15 protein-coding genes are annotated in these 12,874 nt (G+C 71.1%); 7 read left to right on the top strand and 8 right to left on the bottom strand.

What is annotated here, in order from left to right; all coding sequences use genetic code 11:
• Nucleotides 1–88: 88 nt before the first annotated feature.
• Complete coding sequence (locus tag AB0H12_RS11155) at nucleotides 89–652, bottom strand: TIGR03086 family metal-binding protein (protein WP_499622513.1); 564 nt, start codon at nucleotides 650–652, stop codon at nucleotides 89–91.
• A 74-nt stretch (nucleotides 653–726) separates the two neighbouring features.
• On the opposite strand from AB0H12_RS11155, the gene AB0H12_RS11150 reads away from it, so the two are divergent.
• The gene (locus AB0H12_RS11150) at nucleotides 727–1,326 is read left to right on the top strand and encodes a TetR/AcrR family transcriptional regulator (RefSeq protein WP_499622512.1); all 600 of its coding nucleotides are present in this window, start codon (nucleotides 727–729) and stop codon (nucleotides 1,324–1,326) included.
• Here the strand turns inward: AB0H12_RS11150 and AB0H12_RS11145 are convergent.
• From AB0H12_RS11145 to AB0H12_RS11135, 3 genes are all read right to left on the bottom strand, one after another.
• Complete coding sequence (locus AB0H12_RS11145) at nucleotides 1,302–1,850, bottom strand: DedA family protein (protein ID WP_499622510.1); 549 nt, start codon at nucleotides 1,848–1,850, stop codon at nucleotides 1,302–1,304. The two genes, AB0H12_RS11150 and AB0H12_RS11145, sit on opposite strands and share 25 nt — an antisense overlap.
• Nucleotides 1,851–1,922: 72 nt before the next feature.
• Nucleotides 1,923–2,393, bottom strand: coding sequence for a helix-turn-helix domain-containing protein (locus AB0H12_RS11140; RefSeq protein WP_499622508.1), 471 nt, complete (start codon nucleotides 2,391–2,393; stop codon nucleotides 1,923–1,925).
• On the bottom strand, nucleotides 2,393–2,680 hold the full coding sequence (locus AB0H12_RS11135; RefSeq protein WP_499622506.1) for a hypothetical protein: 288 nt from the start codon (nucleotides 2,678–2,680) through the stop codon (nucleotides 2,393–2,395). Before AB0H12_RS11135 ends, AB0H12_RS11140 begins: the two co-directional genes overlap by 1 nt.
• 192 nt (nucleotides 2,681–2,872) lie before the next feature.
• Between AB0H12_RS11135 and AB0H12_RS11130 the strand changes: the two genes are divergently transcribed.
• Nucleotides 2,873–3,709, top strand: coding sequence for a helix-turn-helix domain-containing protein (locus AB0H12_RS11130; RefSeq protein WP_499622504.1), 837 nt, complete (start codon nucleotides 2,873–2,875; stop codon nucleotides 3,707–3,709).
• Nucleotides 3,710–3,721: 12 nt separating this feature from the next.
• Nucleotides 3,722–3,895 carry a DUF397 domain-containing protein gene (locus tag AB0H12_RS11125; protein WP_499622503.1) on the top strand — a complete coding sequence of 58 codons (174 nt, stop codon included), beginning with the start codon at nucleotides 3,722–3,724 and terminating at the stop codon, nucleotides 3,893–3,895.
• Here the strand turns inward: AB0H12_RS11125 and AB0H12_RS11120 are convergent.
• Nucleotides 3,882–4,841 carry a helix-turn-helix transcriptional regulator gene (locus AB0H12_RS11120; RefSeq protein WP_499622501.1) on the bottom strand — a complete coding sequence of 320 codons (960 nt, stop codon included), beginning with the start codon at nucleotides 4,839–4,841 and terminating at the stop codon, nucleotides 3,882–3,884. The genes AB0H12_RS11125 and AB0H12_RS11120 overlap by 14 nt on opposite strands.
• A 63-nt stretch (nucleotides 4,842–4,904) precedes the next feature.
• Between AB0H12_RS11120 and AB0H12_RS11115 the strand changes: the two genes are divergently transcribed.
• On the top strand, nucleotides 4,905–6,032 hold the full coding sequence (locus AB0H12_RS11115) for an epoxide hydrolase family protein (protein ID WP_499622500.1): 1,128 nt from the start codon (nucleotides 4,905–4,907) through the stop codon (nucleotides 6,030–6,032).
• 47 nt (nucleotides 6,033–6,079) lie between these two features.
• Here AB0H12_RS11115 and leuA read toward each other — a convergent pair whose 3' ends face one another.
• The gene (gene leuA, locus AB0H12_RS11110) at nucleotides 6,080–7,870 is read right to left on the bottom strand and encodes a 2-isopropylmalate synthase (protein WP_499622498.1); all 1,791 of its coding nucleotides are present in this window, start codon (nucleotides 7,868–7,870) and stop codon (nucleotides 6,080–6,082) included.
• Nucleotides 7,871–8,097: 227 nt separating this feature from the next.
• Here leuA and AB0H12_RS11105 point away from each other — a divergent pair, with 227 nt between their 5' ends.
• Nucleotides 8,098–8,397, top strand: coding sequence for a hypothetical protein (locus AB0H12_RS11105; protein WP_230570061.1), 300 nt, complete (start codon nucleotides 8,098–8,100; stop codon nucleotides 8,395–8,397).
• Here the strand turns inward: AB0H12_RS11105 and AB0H12_RS11100 are convergent.
• Together AB0H12_RS11100 and AB0H12_RS11095 are read right to left on the bottom strand one after the other, a co-directional pair.
• Nucleotides 8,394–8,999 carry a nitroreductase family protein gene (locus tag AB0H12_RS11100; RefSeq protein ID WP_499622539.1) on the bottom strand — a complete coding sequence of 202 codons (606 nt, stop codon included), beginning with the start codon at nucleotides 8,997–8,999 and terminating at the stop codon, nucleotides 8,394–8,396. The genes AB0H12_RS11105 and AB0H12_RS11100 overlap by 4 nt on opposite strands.
• 37 nt (nucleotides 9,000–9,036) lie before the next feature.
• Nucleotides 9,037–10,236, bottom strand: a complete 1,200-nt coding sequence (locus AB0H12_RS11095) for a glycosyltransferase family protein (protein ID WP_499622496.1) — start codon at nucleotides 10,234–10,236, stop codon at nucleotides 9,037–9,039.
• A 101-nt stretch (nucleotides 10,237–10,337) separates the two neighbouring features.
• On the opposite strand from AB0H12_RS11095, the gene AB0H12_RS11090 reads away from it, so the two are divergent.
• Nucleotides 10,338–11,603, top strand: coding sequence for an aspartate kinase (locus AB0H12_RS11090; protein WP_499622494.1), 1,266 nt, complete (start codon nucleotides 10,338–10,340; stop codon nucleotides 11,601–11,603).
• Nucleotides 11,600–12,664, top strand: coding sequence for an aspartate-semialdehyde dehydrogenase (locus tag AB0H12_RS11085; protein ID WP_499622493.1), 1,065 nt, complete (start codon nucleotides 11,600–11,602; stop codon nucleotides 12,662–12,664). The genes AB0H12_RS11090 and AB0H12_RS11085 overlap by 4 nt, the downstream gene beginning before the upstream one ends.
• The last annotated feature ends 210 nt before the right edge of the window (nucleotides 12,665–12,874 follow it).

Genomic DNA, 12,874 nt, shown 5'->3' with positions numbered 1-12,874 from the left:
GTCGGCGAGGCGGCGAGCGGCCTGCACGGCGCGAACCGGCTGGGTGGAAACTCGTTGATCGAGCTGCTGCCCCGACCCGCCGGTCACGTCACGCCGGCCAGTTCGGCGAACGGCCGAGCAGGCCGACGAGGCGGTCGGTGATCGGCGCGTCCTCCGGCACCGCGACCGGCATCGCGAACGCGCCTCCCGGACCCCGGACGTCCGGCGTGGTCGGGAAGTGCCGAGACATCCGGAAGGCGGCGGTGGCGAGCTCGGTGTCGAGCGTGCTGTCCACGCCGATCGCGCGGGACAGGTCCCAGGCGTGCACCAGGTTGTCGATGAAGTGCCCGGCCACCAGCTCGCGACCGCGGCGCAGGCCGTAGTTGGGGAACTCGGCCTCGCGCTCCAGCACGCCGTCCGCGCGGAACGCCTCGGTGACCGCGTCGGTCGCGATCCGGTAGGCGACGGTCAGGTCGTCGCTCGCCGGCGCGTCGACGGCCGTGCGGCGGACGGCCGCGGTGAACGCCAGCGTGGACTCGACCTGGTGGCGCAGCAGCTCGTAGACGGTCCAGCCGGCGCACGGCGTGGGCAGGTCCAGGTGCGCCTCGTCCAGTTCGGCCATGAGCTTCAGGTTGAGGTCGAGCGCCGACCGGTTCAGGTCCAGGAGATCCATGTGTCCACCCCTCAAGTTGTACGAACGATCGTACAATTAGTTTGCCGGTGGTCAAGAGGGATAGCGTGGAAGCCGTGAAGGTCGACGGACGGGTGGAGCGCGGCGAGCAGACGCGGCGGCAGATCCTGCGGCGGGCGGCGGAGATCGCGTCGGTGGAAGGGCTGGAGGGCCTGTCGATCGGGCGGTTGGCCACCGAGCTGGAGGTCAGCAAGAGCGGGGTGTTCGCGCACTTCGGGTCGAAGGAGGAGCTGCAGCTCTCGACCGTGCGCGCGGCGGCGGCGATCTTCGCGCGGCAGGTCGTGGACCCGGCGCTGGTCGAGCCGCCGGGCCTGACCCGGTTGACGGTGATGCTCGACGGGTGGCTGGCGTACTCGGAGAACCGCACGTTCCCCGGCGGGTGCTTCTTCTACGCCGTGCAGGCCGAGTTCGACGCCCGGCCGGGACGGGTGCGCGACGCGATCGCCGGGTACGGGCGCGACTGGAACTCCTACGTCCGCGAGACCGTCGCCGCGATCCCGGGGATCGCCGACCCGGACCAGCTGGCGTTCGAGCTGATCGCGTTCCTGGAGATGGCCAACGCCCAGTCGGTCCTGCACGGCGACCCGCACGCGTACGAACGGGCCCGCGTCGCGGTGCGCAACCGCTTGGCTCAGGCGGTCACGGCCCTGCGCTGAGCGGCTCTCACGGCCATCCCGATCGGCACGCCGATCAGCGTGGCCACCGCGAACGACACCAGCGTGGCCACCACCGGGTCGGTGAAGACCTGCCCGCCGAAGTAGCCGAGCGTCGCCGTGTAGGCGCTCCACAGCGTGGCGCCGACCACCGCGATCGGCGCGAACCGCCGCAGGCGCCACCGCAGCGACCCGGCCAGGACCGCGCCGACCAGCCCACCGCCCGGCACGAACCGCACCGCGACCAGGATCGACTCGCCGCGCGTGGCCAGCCTCTCCGCCGTCCACGCGATCACCGCACGCGGACCGGGCCGCCGTCCGACCTTCTCGAGCGCCCGCAACCCGACCCCACGCCCGACACCGAAGTTGACGAAGTCGGAGAGGGTGCAGCCGAGGGCTGCCACGGCGATCACCGCGGTCAGCGACAGTTCGCCGGAGGCGGCCAGCACGCCGTAGCCGATCAGCACGGCCTCGGTCGGCGCCAGTGGCACGACGGCGACGACGAACAGCACCACGAACGCGGTCATGATCTCCGAACGCGGGGCGGTTCCCGATCGTCTCCAACCTGAGAGGGTCCTCAGCAACCCGTTAGCTCGACGTCACAAATCCGCTGGTAGGGCCTCGATGATGTGATGCGCGGCACTGATCTCGCCGAGGTCTTCGGTGAAGAACGCGGACGCCAGGTGCGCGTGGAACACGACGTCCGACCCCTCCGGCATGAGGAACAACGTGAACGGCCGCGCCCCTCCCCCGACCGTGTGCACCCCGGTGGCCGTGGCGTGCAGCAGGTCGAGCACGAGGGTCGCCTCCTCGCCCCACTCGCACCGCAGTTCGGGCAGGTGCGCCTGTTGCGAGACCGTGAACAGCCGCTGGTACTCGTCCCCGAGCGCCGGTGCGCACGCCACCATGTCGGGGAACCTGACGGGCGCGTAACCGGCCTCGACCCGCTCGATCTGCCGCACCGCCCCCCGGGACCGGGCCGCCAACTCCGCGACGCTGAGCCCGGCCGCCTCCCGCAGCGCTCGGACCTCCCGCCCCAGCAGCCGCCCGCGCAATGTCGGCACCGCCATCACGCCACCTCCCGCGCGTCCGCCGACAGGTCCAGCAACGCCGTCCGCGCGAGCAGGTACTGCCGGCACGGAACGGTGGGCCGCTGCCACCACCTGCGGCCCCAGCAGGCCCGGCAGTGGCCCTCGGAGTCGGGCCGGTGGCCGTCGAGCAGCACGCGGATCGCGGTCACGAGGAGCGGGACCTCGGATCGGGCCAAGTCCGCCGCCACCCGCTCATCGCCGCCGGTCGCGACCCCTTCGACCACGGCCAGTCGGTTCCTGACCTGGAGATGCAGTTCCTGCCACACGAGCCCTCCTTGGTTGGTGAGGACCGGCCGGCTCCCGCGCGTCGTCACTCGCACGGGAGCCGGACCAGCCACGACCTTAGGTCGCGAGAGCCAAGCTAGAGATTAGCTAAGAATTTAGGTATTCCTCAATCGGGTGACTGCCGAGACTACGTCGCCACCGGGCACACTTGCCGGCGACGTGAAGGAGGACGGGTGGCTGAGCCCTCGGCGTTGAGCTGGCTGATCGGCAATGAACTGCGGGACCACCGCGAGCGGGCACGGAAGAAGGGCACCGAGGCGGCGAAGGTGTTGGGCTGCACCTCGGGCAAGATCAGCCAGATCGAGGGCGGCATGTACCGCCAACGCCCCAACGAGGTCGCGATACTCCTGGGCTTCTACGGTGCCGACCGCGCGGACATCGACCGGCTCGTCGCCCTCGCCGGCCAGGACGACGAGAGCACCTGGTGGGGCGCGTGGACCGACGTCGTCCCGGACTGGTTCCAGACCTTCGTCGGCCTCGAACGGCTCGCCGCGACCGAGTTCACCTACGAGCCGATCGTCCTGCCCGCGCTCCTCCAGACCGAGGCTTACGCCACTGCGGTGACCACGTCTTCCCGGCGGGTTCGACCTGATCACGGTGACCGGGTCGTGCACTTCCGGATGGAGCGTCAACGGCGGCTTTTCGCCGAGGAGAACTCGCTGTCACTGCACGCGATCATCGAAGAGTCGGCGCTGCACAGACCGGTCGGTGACGCCGACGTCATGAGAGGCCAACTGGAGCACCTCCTGGAGGTCGGCGAGCAGTCCAACGTAGGTGTCCAGGTCATTCCCACCGATGTAGGCGTGCACTCGGCGACCACCGGCTCGTTCGTGCTTCTCGGCTTCGAGAAGTTCCGCGATGTGGTGTACGTGGAAGTGCAGGAAGGTGCGCTCAACGTGCAGGAACCGGCGCAGGTCCGGGCCTATAGCATGTCAGCGAAGAACCTTCGCGCTGTCGCGCTCGACCAGCGCGAGTCCGCTTCCTTGATCACGTCACTGCTCAAGGGATAACCGGAGGTCGCGATGACCGCCAACGCCCGTTGGATCAAGTCCAGCTACTCCGCCGACAACGGCAACTGCGTCGAGGTGGCCGTCACCGCCGCCGTGACCGGGGTCCGCGACTCGAAGAACGCCGACGGCCCGGTGTTGACCTTCCCGACCGACCGCTGGGTGGCGTTCCTCGCTAAGACCTCCTGACCGCCCGCAGGCAACGGTCGGCGTGCGCGCTCAGCGCGTCGACCAGCTCGGGCGGGCCGTCGGTCAGGGTGAAGTCGACGTCCACCGACGTGATCATCCAGACCAGGTCCCCTGCGGTCTCCGCGCCGACGTGCAGCAGGCACGCGCGGTCGTCCACGGGCTCGACCACGCCCATGCCCGGCCAGAGCCGGTCGGCCACGGCGACCGCCGGTTCGTGCAGCGTCACGGTCGCCCGCACCGGCCACGCGCGGGACGAGAGCCGGTGCTCCAGGTACGCCCCCACGTCACCACCAGGTGGTTCGCGTGGCGCGAAGCGCGGGCCGTTCGGGGTGCGCAGCGCCAGCCGGTCCACGCGGAAGCTGCGCCAGTCGTCGCGGTCGGTGTCCCAGGCGACCAGGTACCAGTGCCGGGTGAAGCTGACCAGGCTGTGCGGCTGCACGGACCGGGTCGTCGCGCCGCCGCGCGGGCTGGTGTAGTCGAACCGCAGCGACTCGTGCCGGCGGCAGGCGTCCGCGATGGCCACGAGCACGTCCGGTGCCACCTTCGGCCCGCCCGCGCCGACGCGGACCGTCGCCGAGTGCAGCGTGCCGACCCGGTGCCGCAGGCGCGCGGGCAGCACCTGTTCCAGCTTGGCCAACGCCCGCGCCGACGTCTCCTCGATCCCGGCCACCGAACCGCCCGCCGCGGTGCGCAGACCCACCGCCACGGCCACCGCCTCGTCGTCCTCCAGCAGCAACGGCGGCAGCGAGGCGCCAGCCCCGAGGCGGTAACCGGCGGTGCCCTGCGTCGCGTGCACGGGGTAGCCGAGGTCACGCAGGCGTTCGACGTCACGGCGGACCGTGCGGGTGGTGACGTCGAGCCGTTCGGCGAGCTCGGCGCCGGACCAGTCGCACCGGGCCTGCAACAGCGACAGCAGCCGAAGCAGCCGCGCGGACGTGTCCACCATGGCGTCGAGCCTGCCCGATCGTTAGGACCGGAACTGTCCCAAGGGCCTCCTACCGTCGCCGCCATGACCGAGATCCACCCGTTCCGCATCGACGTGCCCCAAGCTCAACTCGACGACCTGAACGCCCGCCTGGCCAACACGCGCTGGCCCGACGAGCTGCCGGGCGTCGGCTGGAGCCGGGGCGTCCCGGTGGACTACCTGAAGGACCTGGCCGAGCACTGGCGCACGACCTACGACTGGCGCGCGCACGAGGCCGCGATCAACGCCCACCCGCAGCACCTCGCCACCGTCGGCGATCAGACCGTGCACTTCCTGCACGTCCGCTCACCCGAACCGGACGCCCTGCCGCTCGTGCTGCTGCACGGCTGGCCTGGCGGGTTCACCGACTTCCTCGACGTCGTCGGACCGCTGTCCGACCCCCGCGCGCACGGCGGCGACCCGGCCCGCGCGTTCCACCTGGTCGTCCCGTCCCTGCCGGGCTTCGGCTTCTCCACCCCGCTGGCCGGGCCGGGCGTGGACGCGGCGCGGATGGCCGGCGTGCTGGTCGAGCTGATGGCCGCGCTCGGGTACGAGCGGTACGGCGTGCAGGGCTACGACACCGGCGCGTGGGTCGCGCCCGAGATGGGCAGGCAGGCGCCCGACCGGGTGGTGGGCATCCACCTGAACGCCCTGCTGACGTTCCCCGACGGCGAGGTCGAGGGCCTCACCGAGGTCGAGCAGCGGCGGTGGGAGGCGATGGAGGACTTCAACGACGGCTACCTGCAGTGCAATTCGAAACGGCCGCAGACCGTGGCCTACGGGCTGCACGACTCGCCGGTGGGCCAGCTCGCGTGGGTCGTGGAGAAGTTCAAGGAGCTCACCCACCCGGAGGACGGCCTGCCCGAGGACAGCGTCGACCGGGACCGCGTCCTCACCGACGTCTCGCTGTACTGGCTGACGGGCACGGCCGCGTCGGCGGCGCAGATCTACTACGAGGAGATCTCCGCGAAGGGGTGGTCCGACACCGACCGGACCACCGTGCCGACCGGAGTCCTGGTGTCGGCCCGCGACGTGACGATCCGCCGGTGGGCCGAGCGCGACCACCACGTCGTCCGGTGGACCGAGCTGGACCGGGGCGGCCACTTCCTGGCCATGGAACAGCCGGACTTGCTGGTCGAGGACGTGCGAGCGTTCTTCGCGGACCTGCGATGAGAGATCGCCCCGCCGGCACGACGCCGGCGGGGCGATCTCTCATCGAGCTACCGGTGGGCGCGGTTGATCGCCGACACCAGGGCGCGCAGCGACGCGGCGACCGTGGAGCTGTCGATGCCGACGCCCCACAGCACGCGGTCGGAGACGGCGCACTCGAGGTACGCCGCCGCACGCGCGTCGTCACCCGACGACATGGCGTGCTCGAAGTAGTCCAGCACCCGCACGTCGTAGCCGACCGTGGCCAGGGCGTCCACGAACGCGGCGATCGGGCCGTTGCCGCCGCCGGTGATCTCCTGCGCCTCGCCGTCCACCACGACCACGGCCTTGATCGTCTCGTGGCCGCTGCCGTCGCCGGACACCTTCTGGCGCAGCAGCTTCAGCGGCGCGGTGGCGTCCAGGTACTCCTCGGAGAACGCGTCCCACATGTCCTTGGGGCCGATCTCGCCGCCCTGGGTGTCGGTGACCTCCTGGATGACCTTGGAGAACTCGACCTGGAGCCGGCGCGGCAGGTCCAGGTGGTGCTCGGTCTTCATCAGGTACGCCACGCCGCCCTTGCCGGACTGCGAGTTCACCCGGATCACGGCCTCGTAGTTGCGGCCGACGTCCTTCGGGTCGATCGGCAGGTACGGGACCTCCCACGGGAACTCGTCCACGTGCTGCCCGGCGGCCTTGGCGGCGTCCTCCAGGGCCTCGAAGCCCTTCTTGATCGCGTCCTGGTGCGAGCCGGAGAACGCGGTGAACACCAGGTCGCCGCCGTACGGGTGCCGCTCGGGCACGGGCAGCTGGTTGCAGTACTCGACCGTGCGCCGGATCTCGTCGATGTCGGAGAAGTCGATCTGCGGGTCGACGCCCTGGCTGAACATGTTCATGCCCAGCGTCACCAGGCACACGTTGCCGGTGCGCTCGCCGTTGCCGAACAGGCAGCCCTCGATCCGGTCGGCGCCCGCCAGGTAGCCCAGCTCGGCGGCGGCCACGCCGGTGCCGCGGTCGTTGTGCGGGTGCAGCGACAGGATGATCGAGTCACGGCGGGCCAGGTTGCGCGACATCCACTCGATCGAGTCGGCGTAGACGTTCGGCGTGGCCATCTCCACCGTCGCCGGCAGGTTGATGATCAGCGGCTTCTCCGGCGTCGGCCGGATGATCTCCGACACCGCGTCGCAGACCTCCAGCGCGTACGACAGCTCCGTGCCGGTGTAGGACTCGGGCGAGTACTCGTAGCGGAACTCGGTCTCCGGGTAGTCCTTCTCCTGCTCCAGGGCGAACGCGGCGGCGTCCGTGGCGATCTTCTTGATGCCCTCGCGGTCGGACTTGAACACGACCCGGCGCTGCAGGATGGACGTCGAGTTGTAGAAGTGCACGATCGCCTTGCCCGCGCCGCGCAGCGACTCGAACGTGCGGCTGATCAGCTCGGGGCGGCACTGGGTCAGCACCTGGATGGTGACGTCGGGCGGGATCGCGCCGTCCTCGATGATCTCGCGGACGAAGTCGAAGTCGGTCTGCGACGCGGCCGGGAAGCCGACCTCGATCTCCTTGTAGCCCATCCGCACGAGCAGGTCGAACATCTTGCGCTTGCGGGCGGGCGACATGGGGTCGATCAGGGCCTGGTTGCCGTCGCGCAGGTCGACCGCGCACCACAGCGGCGCCTTGGTGATCCGCTTGGTCGGCCACGTGCGGTCGGGCACGTCGACCGTCTCCACCTGCTCGTGGAACGGCCGGTAGCGGTGCACGGGCATGGACGTGCCGCGCTGCGGGTTCCAGACCGGCTGGTCGGCCACGGGACGGGCCGGCGGGCGGATGCGGCTGGCGCCGGAGGTGTAGGCGTCGGGAGTCGCGCTCATGTTCGAAATGCTCCTGCTGGTGCCGGTGGGAAGACGACCGGCGGGCAACGCTCGTCCCGCGACGGGGGGCCGGTCCGATCAGACCCCGTCACGGCGGCGAAGCAGGAGGGCGCGTGCCATGACGAACAGGTTAACCGGATTCCGCGCCGAGGTGGAACCGAGCGCCCAGATGGTGGAACTTCACCCGTCCGAGTTTCACTCGATCGTGGGGCGGGCACCTTCTTGACATGTCCAGATGGCGAACCTCAACGCGCAGTGGCAACTACACCGCTGCCCGAGTGATCCGCGGCGTAGGCGCCGTGTTCGCGGGCATCGAGGTGCTGTACATCCTCATGCTCCTCATCGGGGTGAACACGGCGAACGCGTTCTTCCGCTTCATCCAGCAGCTCGCCGAGCCGCTGGCGCTGTTCTTCCCAGGGCTGTTCCAGACGGGCAACGCCAACCTCGACGTGATCCTGAACTACGGTCTCGCCGCGGTGTTCTGGCTCGTCGTCGCCGGCCTGCTGGCCCGCGTCGTCGCGCGCTAGCCCCGTTCCTCCCCGGTCCCCGCCGTCCTCCCCCCTGCGGCGGGGTCCGGGGGTTCCTCCGCAAAGGCGGGCTGACCCCACCTACCTGCGAAAACAGTCTCGCTCAACGGTTTGCGCACGCGTGGTCGGCGTTCCCTGGCCCGCAGGTCCTCGGGCAGCTGCTCGTCGTCGCCGAGCAGCCCGACCGCGATCACGACGACCGGCCGCACGTGCTCGGGGAGCCCGAACTCCTCGCGCACCGCGTCCGGCGAGAACCCGCCCATCTGGTGCGTGACCAGGCCCAGCTCGACGGCCCGCAGCACCAGGTTCTGCACCGCGAGCCCCAACCCGAACTCGGTGTTCGGCATCGGCCCGCGCTCGTCCGACTCGGCCACCGCGCCCACGAGCAGCACCGACGCCCGGCCCGCCCACGCCTGGTTGCCCGGCCGCAGGGCCGCGAAGATTCGCCCGAACGTGTCGTCGCCGCGGTAGCCGACGAGGAACCGGGCGGGCTGGGTGTTGCCGTGCGAGGCCGCCCACCGGGCCGCCTCCAGCAGTGCGCGCACGGTGTCCGGCGACACCTCGGCCGCGCCGTCGAACGCCCGCGGGCTCCAGCGCCGCATGATCAGGTCGTTGCCGTCCACCGACCCATCCTGTCGATCAGATCGCGTACGGCCAAGCCGTGATGGCGTAGGCGCCGAACCACGCGCTGAACACCGACACGCCCACCAGCACCGCGACCACCGTGCCGGTGCGCCGCCGTGCCAGCGCCAGCGCGATCGGCACCAGGAGCGTGAACGCGGGCAGCAGCAGCCGCGCCTTCGAGTTCATCAGCCCGTTCGACCCGAGGTCCATCGCGAGCACGCCGGCGCCGTAGACGACCAGCGGCCACTCCAGCCCGCGCCGCAGGCTCAGCACCACCAGGGCCAGCGCCACCACCAGCAGCCACACCGTGGCCAGCTCCAGCACCGACCGGGGCTCACCCAGGATGAGCAGCGCGAACTTCCAGGTGGCCGCGCCGCCGTCGAACCGCGAGTCCCACCCGATCTGCTGCACGGCGAACCAGCCGTCCCACCGCCCGGTGCGCGCCGCGACGTACCCGAGGTAGCCGACCAGCCCCAGCGGCGCGACCAGCGCGCCCACCCACGGCCGCCAGTCGTCCCGCCGCCGCCACGCCGCGACCAGCGCCGCCGCGCACACCGCCAGGACCAGCGCCGCCGCCGTCGGCCGCACCAGGCCCGCCGCCGCGCAGCACACCCCGGCCAGCACCCAGCGCCGTTCCACCACGCCGACCAGCGACCAGACGGCGAGGGCGCAGAACGTCGCCTCCGAGTACGTCATCGACAGCGCCACGGCCATCGGCGACGCCGCGAACAGCACCACCAGCACCAGCCCGGCCCGCTGCGACCCGCCGGCCACCCGGGAACCGAGCCGCGCCAGCCCGTAGGCGCACAGCACGCCGCTGACCAGGCTCACCGCGAACGCGGCGCCGACCGTCGGCACGCCGGGCAGCCCGTCCACCCACCGCACCAGCGTCGGGTAGCCGGGGAAGAACGCCAGCGGCGTCTCCGCCGTCCGCCGCCCGAACGCGTCCACCAGCCACGTCGGCACGTTCGCGTAACCGCCCTCGGCGATGCCCAGGAACCACTGCCCGTCCCACGACGTGAGCGCCCGCGTGACGTCCTTGTCCCACCGCGCCGCCATCAGCTGCAGCGCGAGCAGGCCGAGCTCGCGGACGGCCAGGTAGAGCAGGGCGGGGGCGAGCGCCGCGGTGACCCGGTGTCTGGCCACGCGCGCCAACCGCCCACGCGCGCTGGGCGCGTCCTTCGGCTCCACGCGAACGGCCTCCAGGGTCGACACGGGGTCGAGAGTAGTGGCCGTCACGGCGACCGCTGTCCACTCCTTGGGCCAGGTAGTCTCCCCGATGAGCTGGGCTTGAAGCACCTGGGAGGAGTGGGTCTGTGGCGCTCGTCGTCCAGAAGTACGGCGGTTCCTCGGTCGGGAGCGCCGAGCGGATCAAACGGGTGGCCGAGCGCATCGTCGCGACCCGCAAAGCGGGCAACGAGGTCGTCGTCGCCGTCTCCGCGATGGGCGACACGACCGACGAGCTGCTCGACCTCGCGCGCCAGGTGTCCCCGGTGCCGCCCGCCCGCGAGATGGACATGCTGCTCACGTCCGGTGAGCGCATCTCCATGTCGCTGCTGGCGATGGCGATCAGCTCGCTGGGCGCCGAGGCGCGCTCCTACACCGGCTCGCAGGCCGGCGTGATCACCACGTCCGTGCACGGCAAGGCGCGCATCATCGACGTGACGCCGAGCCGCATCCAGGACGCCCTCGCGGAAGGCGCCATCGCGATCGTCGCGGGCTTCCAGGGCGTCAGCCAGGACAGCAAGGAGATCACCACGCTCGGCCGCGGCGGCACCGACACCACCGCGGTGGCGTTGGCGGCGGCGCTGAAGGCCGACGTCTGCGAGATCTACACCGATGTCGACGGCGTGTTCACCGCCGACCCGCGCATCGTGCCGAACGCCAAGCGGCTGGAGACCATCACCTACGAGGAGATGCTCGAGATGGCGGCGTGCGGGGCCAAGGTGCTCATGCTGCGCTGCGTCGAGTACGCCCGCCGCTACGGCGTCCCGGTGCACGTCCGATCTTCGTTCAGCAACAAGCCCGGGACCATCGTGTCCGGGTCAGTGGAGGACCTTCCCGTGGAACAGGCGATGATCACCGGCGTCGCGCACGACCGGTCCGAGGCCAAGGTCACCGTGACGGCGGTGCCCGACCTGCCCGGCATGGCGGCGCGGATCTTCCGCGTCGTGGCCCAGGCCGAACTCGACATCGACATGGTCGTGCAGAACGTCTCGCAGGCCGTGTCCGGCCGCACCGACGTGACGTTCACCCTGCCGAAGGACGACGGCCCGCGCGCCGTGGCGGCGTTGGAGAAGTCGCGCGAGGAGATCGGCTTCGACCAGGTGCTCTACGACGACCACGTGGGCAAGGTGTCGCTGGTCGGCGCGGGCATGCGCTCGCACCCCGGCGTGACCGCGCAGTTCTGCGAGGCGCTCGCGTCGGCGGGCGTCAACATCGAGATCATCTCCACCTCGGAGATCCGGATCTCGGTCATCTGCCGCGACACGCAGCTCGACGACGCCGTGCGCGCGCTGCACGACGCGTTCGACCTCGGTGGCGACGAAGAAGCTGTGGTGTACGCGGGGAGTGGGCGATGAGCGGACCTGTCCTGGCTCTTGTGGGGGCCACCGGTGCCGTCGGCACCGTCATGATCGACATCATCAACGGCCGCGAGTCCGTGCCGTGGGGTGAGGTCCGGCTGATCGCGTCCGCGCGCTCGGCGGGCAAGAAGATCACCGTGCGCGGCGAAGAGCTGACCGTGGTCGCGCTGTCGCCGGAGGCGTTCGACGGCGTGGACGTCGCGATGTTCGACGTGCCGGACGAGGTGTCGGCCGAGTGGGCGCCGATCGCCGCGGCCAAGGGCGCGGTCGCGGTGGACAACTCGGGCGCGTTCCGGATGGACCCCGACGTGCCGCTGGTGGTGCCCGAGGTGAACGCCGACCAGATCGGCGTGCGCCCCAAGGGGATCATCGCGAACCCGAACTGCACGACGTTGTCGATGATGGCCGCGCTGGGCGCCCTGCACCGGGAGTTCGAGCTGCGCGAGCTGGTCGTGGCGTCCTACCAGGCCGCGTCGGGCGGCGGGCAGGCGGCGATCGACCGGCTGTACGCGGAGATCTCGGCGCTGGCGGGCAAGGAGGTCGGCGTGCGCGCGGGCGACGTCCGCGAGACGTTGGAGGCGGCCGGCCTGCCTGTGTCGGACTCGCCGTTCCCCGCGCCGCTGGCGTTGAACGTGGTGCCGTGGGCCGGGTCCTTGAAGGACGAGGGGTGGACCAGCGAGGAGCTGAAGGTCCGCAACGAGTCCCGCAAGATCCTGGGCATCCCGGACCTGAAGGTGTCCGCGACCTGCGTGCGCGTGCCCGTGGTGACGACGCACTCGCTGGCGGTGCACGCGACGTTCGCCCGCGAGGTGACCGTCGAGCAGGCGCACAAGATCTTCGGTGCGCAGCCGTCCGTCGTGCTGGTCGACGACCCGGCGGCCAAGGAGTTCCCGACGCCGGCGGACGTCGTCGGCGGCGACCCGACCTACGTGGGCCGGGTGCGGCAGGCGTTGGACTTCCCGAACACGCTGGACTTCTTCGTGTGCGGTGACAACCTGCGCAAGGGCGCGGCGCTGAACACCTACGAGATCGCCGAGGAGCTGGCCACCAGGCTCTGACCCGGCCGAGAGCACGCGGCGGTCCCCCGAACCGAACGGTCCGGGGGACTGTCGCGTGTTCGACGACGAATCCGCTTGCCGCCGTTGAGTTGGTTCGCGTGTCGTCGGGTGCGAACGCCGACCGCGCTTTCCTCCTGGTGGTGGGTTTCGAAACCGGACGCGTCGGCGGTGTCGACGAGGTCGTGCGAGTGGCGCCGGTTCCGGCGCGTC

This window comes from Actinosynnema sp. NPDC023794 (assembly GCF_040639675.1).
Lineage (GTDB): Bacteria > Actinomycetota > Actinomycetes > Mycobacteriales > Pseudonocardiaceae > Actinosynnema > Actinosynnema luteola.
This window is presented reverse-complemented; position numbering and strand designations above follow the sequence as displayed.

Bases quoted from the DNA above. Each gene is read 5' to 3' on its own strand.
- AB0H12_RS11140 (WP_499622508.1), bottom strand. From the start codon at position 2,393: ATGGCGGTGCCGACATTGCGCGGGCGGCTGCTGGGGCGGGAGGTCCGA.
- AB0H12_RS11145 (WP_499622510.1), bottom strand. From the start codon at position 1,850: ATGACCGCGTTCGTGGTGCTGTTCGTCGTCGCCGTCGTGCCACTGGCG.
- AB0H12_RS11085 (WP_499622493.1), top strand. From the start codon at position 11,600: ATGAGCGGACCTGTCCTGGCTCTTGTGGGGGCCACCGGTGCCGTCGGC.
- AB0H12_RS11105 (WP_230570061.1), top strand. From the start codon at position 8,098: ATGTCCAGATGGCGAACCTCAACGCGCAGTGGCAACTACACCGCTGCC.
- AB0H12_RS11115 (WP_499622500.1), top strand. From the start codon at position 4,905: ATGACCGAGATCCACCCGTTCCGCATCGACGTGCCCCAAGCTCAACTC.
- AB0H12_RS11155 (WP_499622513.1), bottom strand. From the start codon at position 652: ATGGATCTCCTGGACCTGAACCGGTCGGCGCTCGACCTCAACCTGAAG.
- leuA (WP_499622498.1), bottom strand. From the start codon at position 7,870: ATGAGCGCGACTCCCGACGCCTACACCTCCGGCGCCAGCCGCATCCGC.
- AB0H12_RS11120 (WP_499622501.1), bottom strand. From the start codon at position 4,841: ATGGTGGACACGTCCGCGCGGCTGCTTCGGCTGCTGTCGCTGTTGCAG.
- AB0H12_RS11100 (WP_499622539.1), bottom strand. From the start codon at position 8,999: ATGCGGCGCTGGAGCCCGCGGGCGTTCGACGGCGCGGCCGAGGTGTCG.
- AB0H12_RS11125 (WP_499622503.1), top strand. From the start codon at position 3,722: ATGACCGCCAACGCCCGTTGGATCAAGTCCAGCTACTCCGCCGACAAC.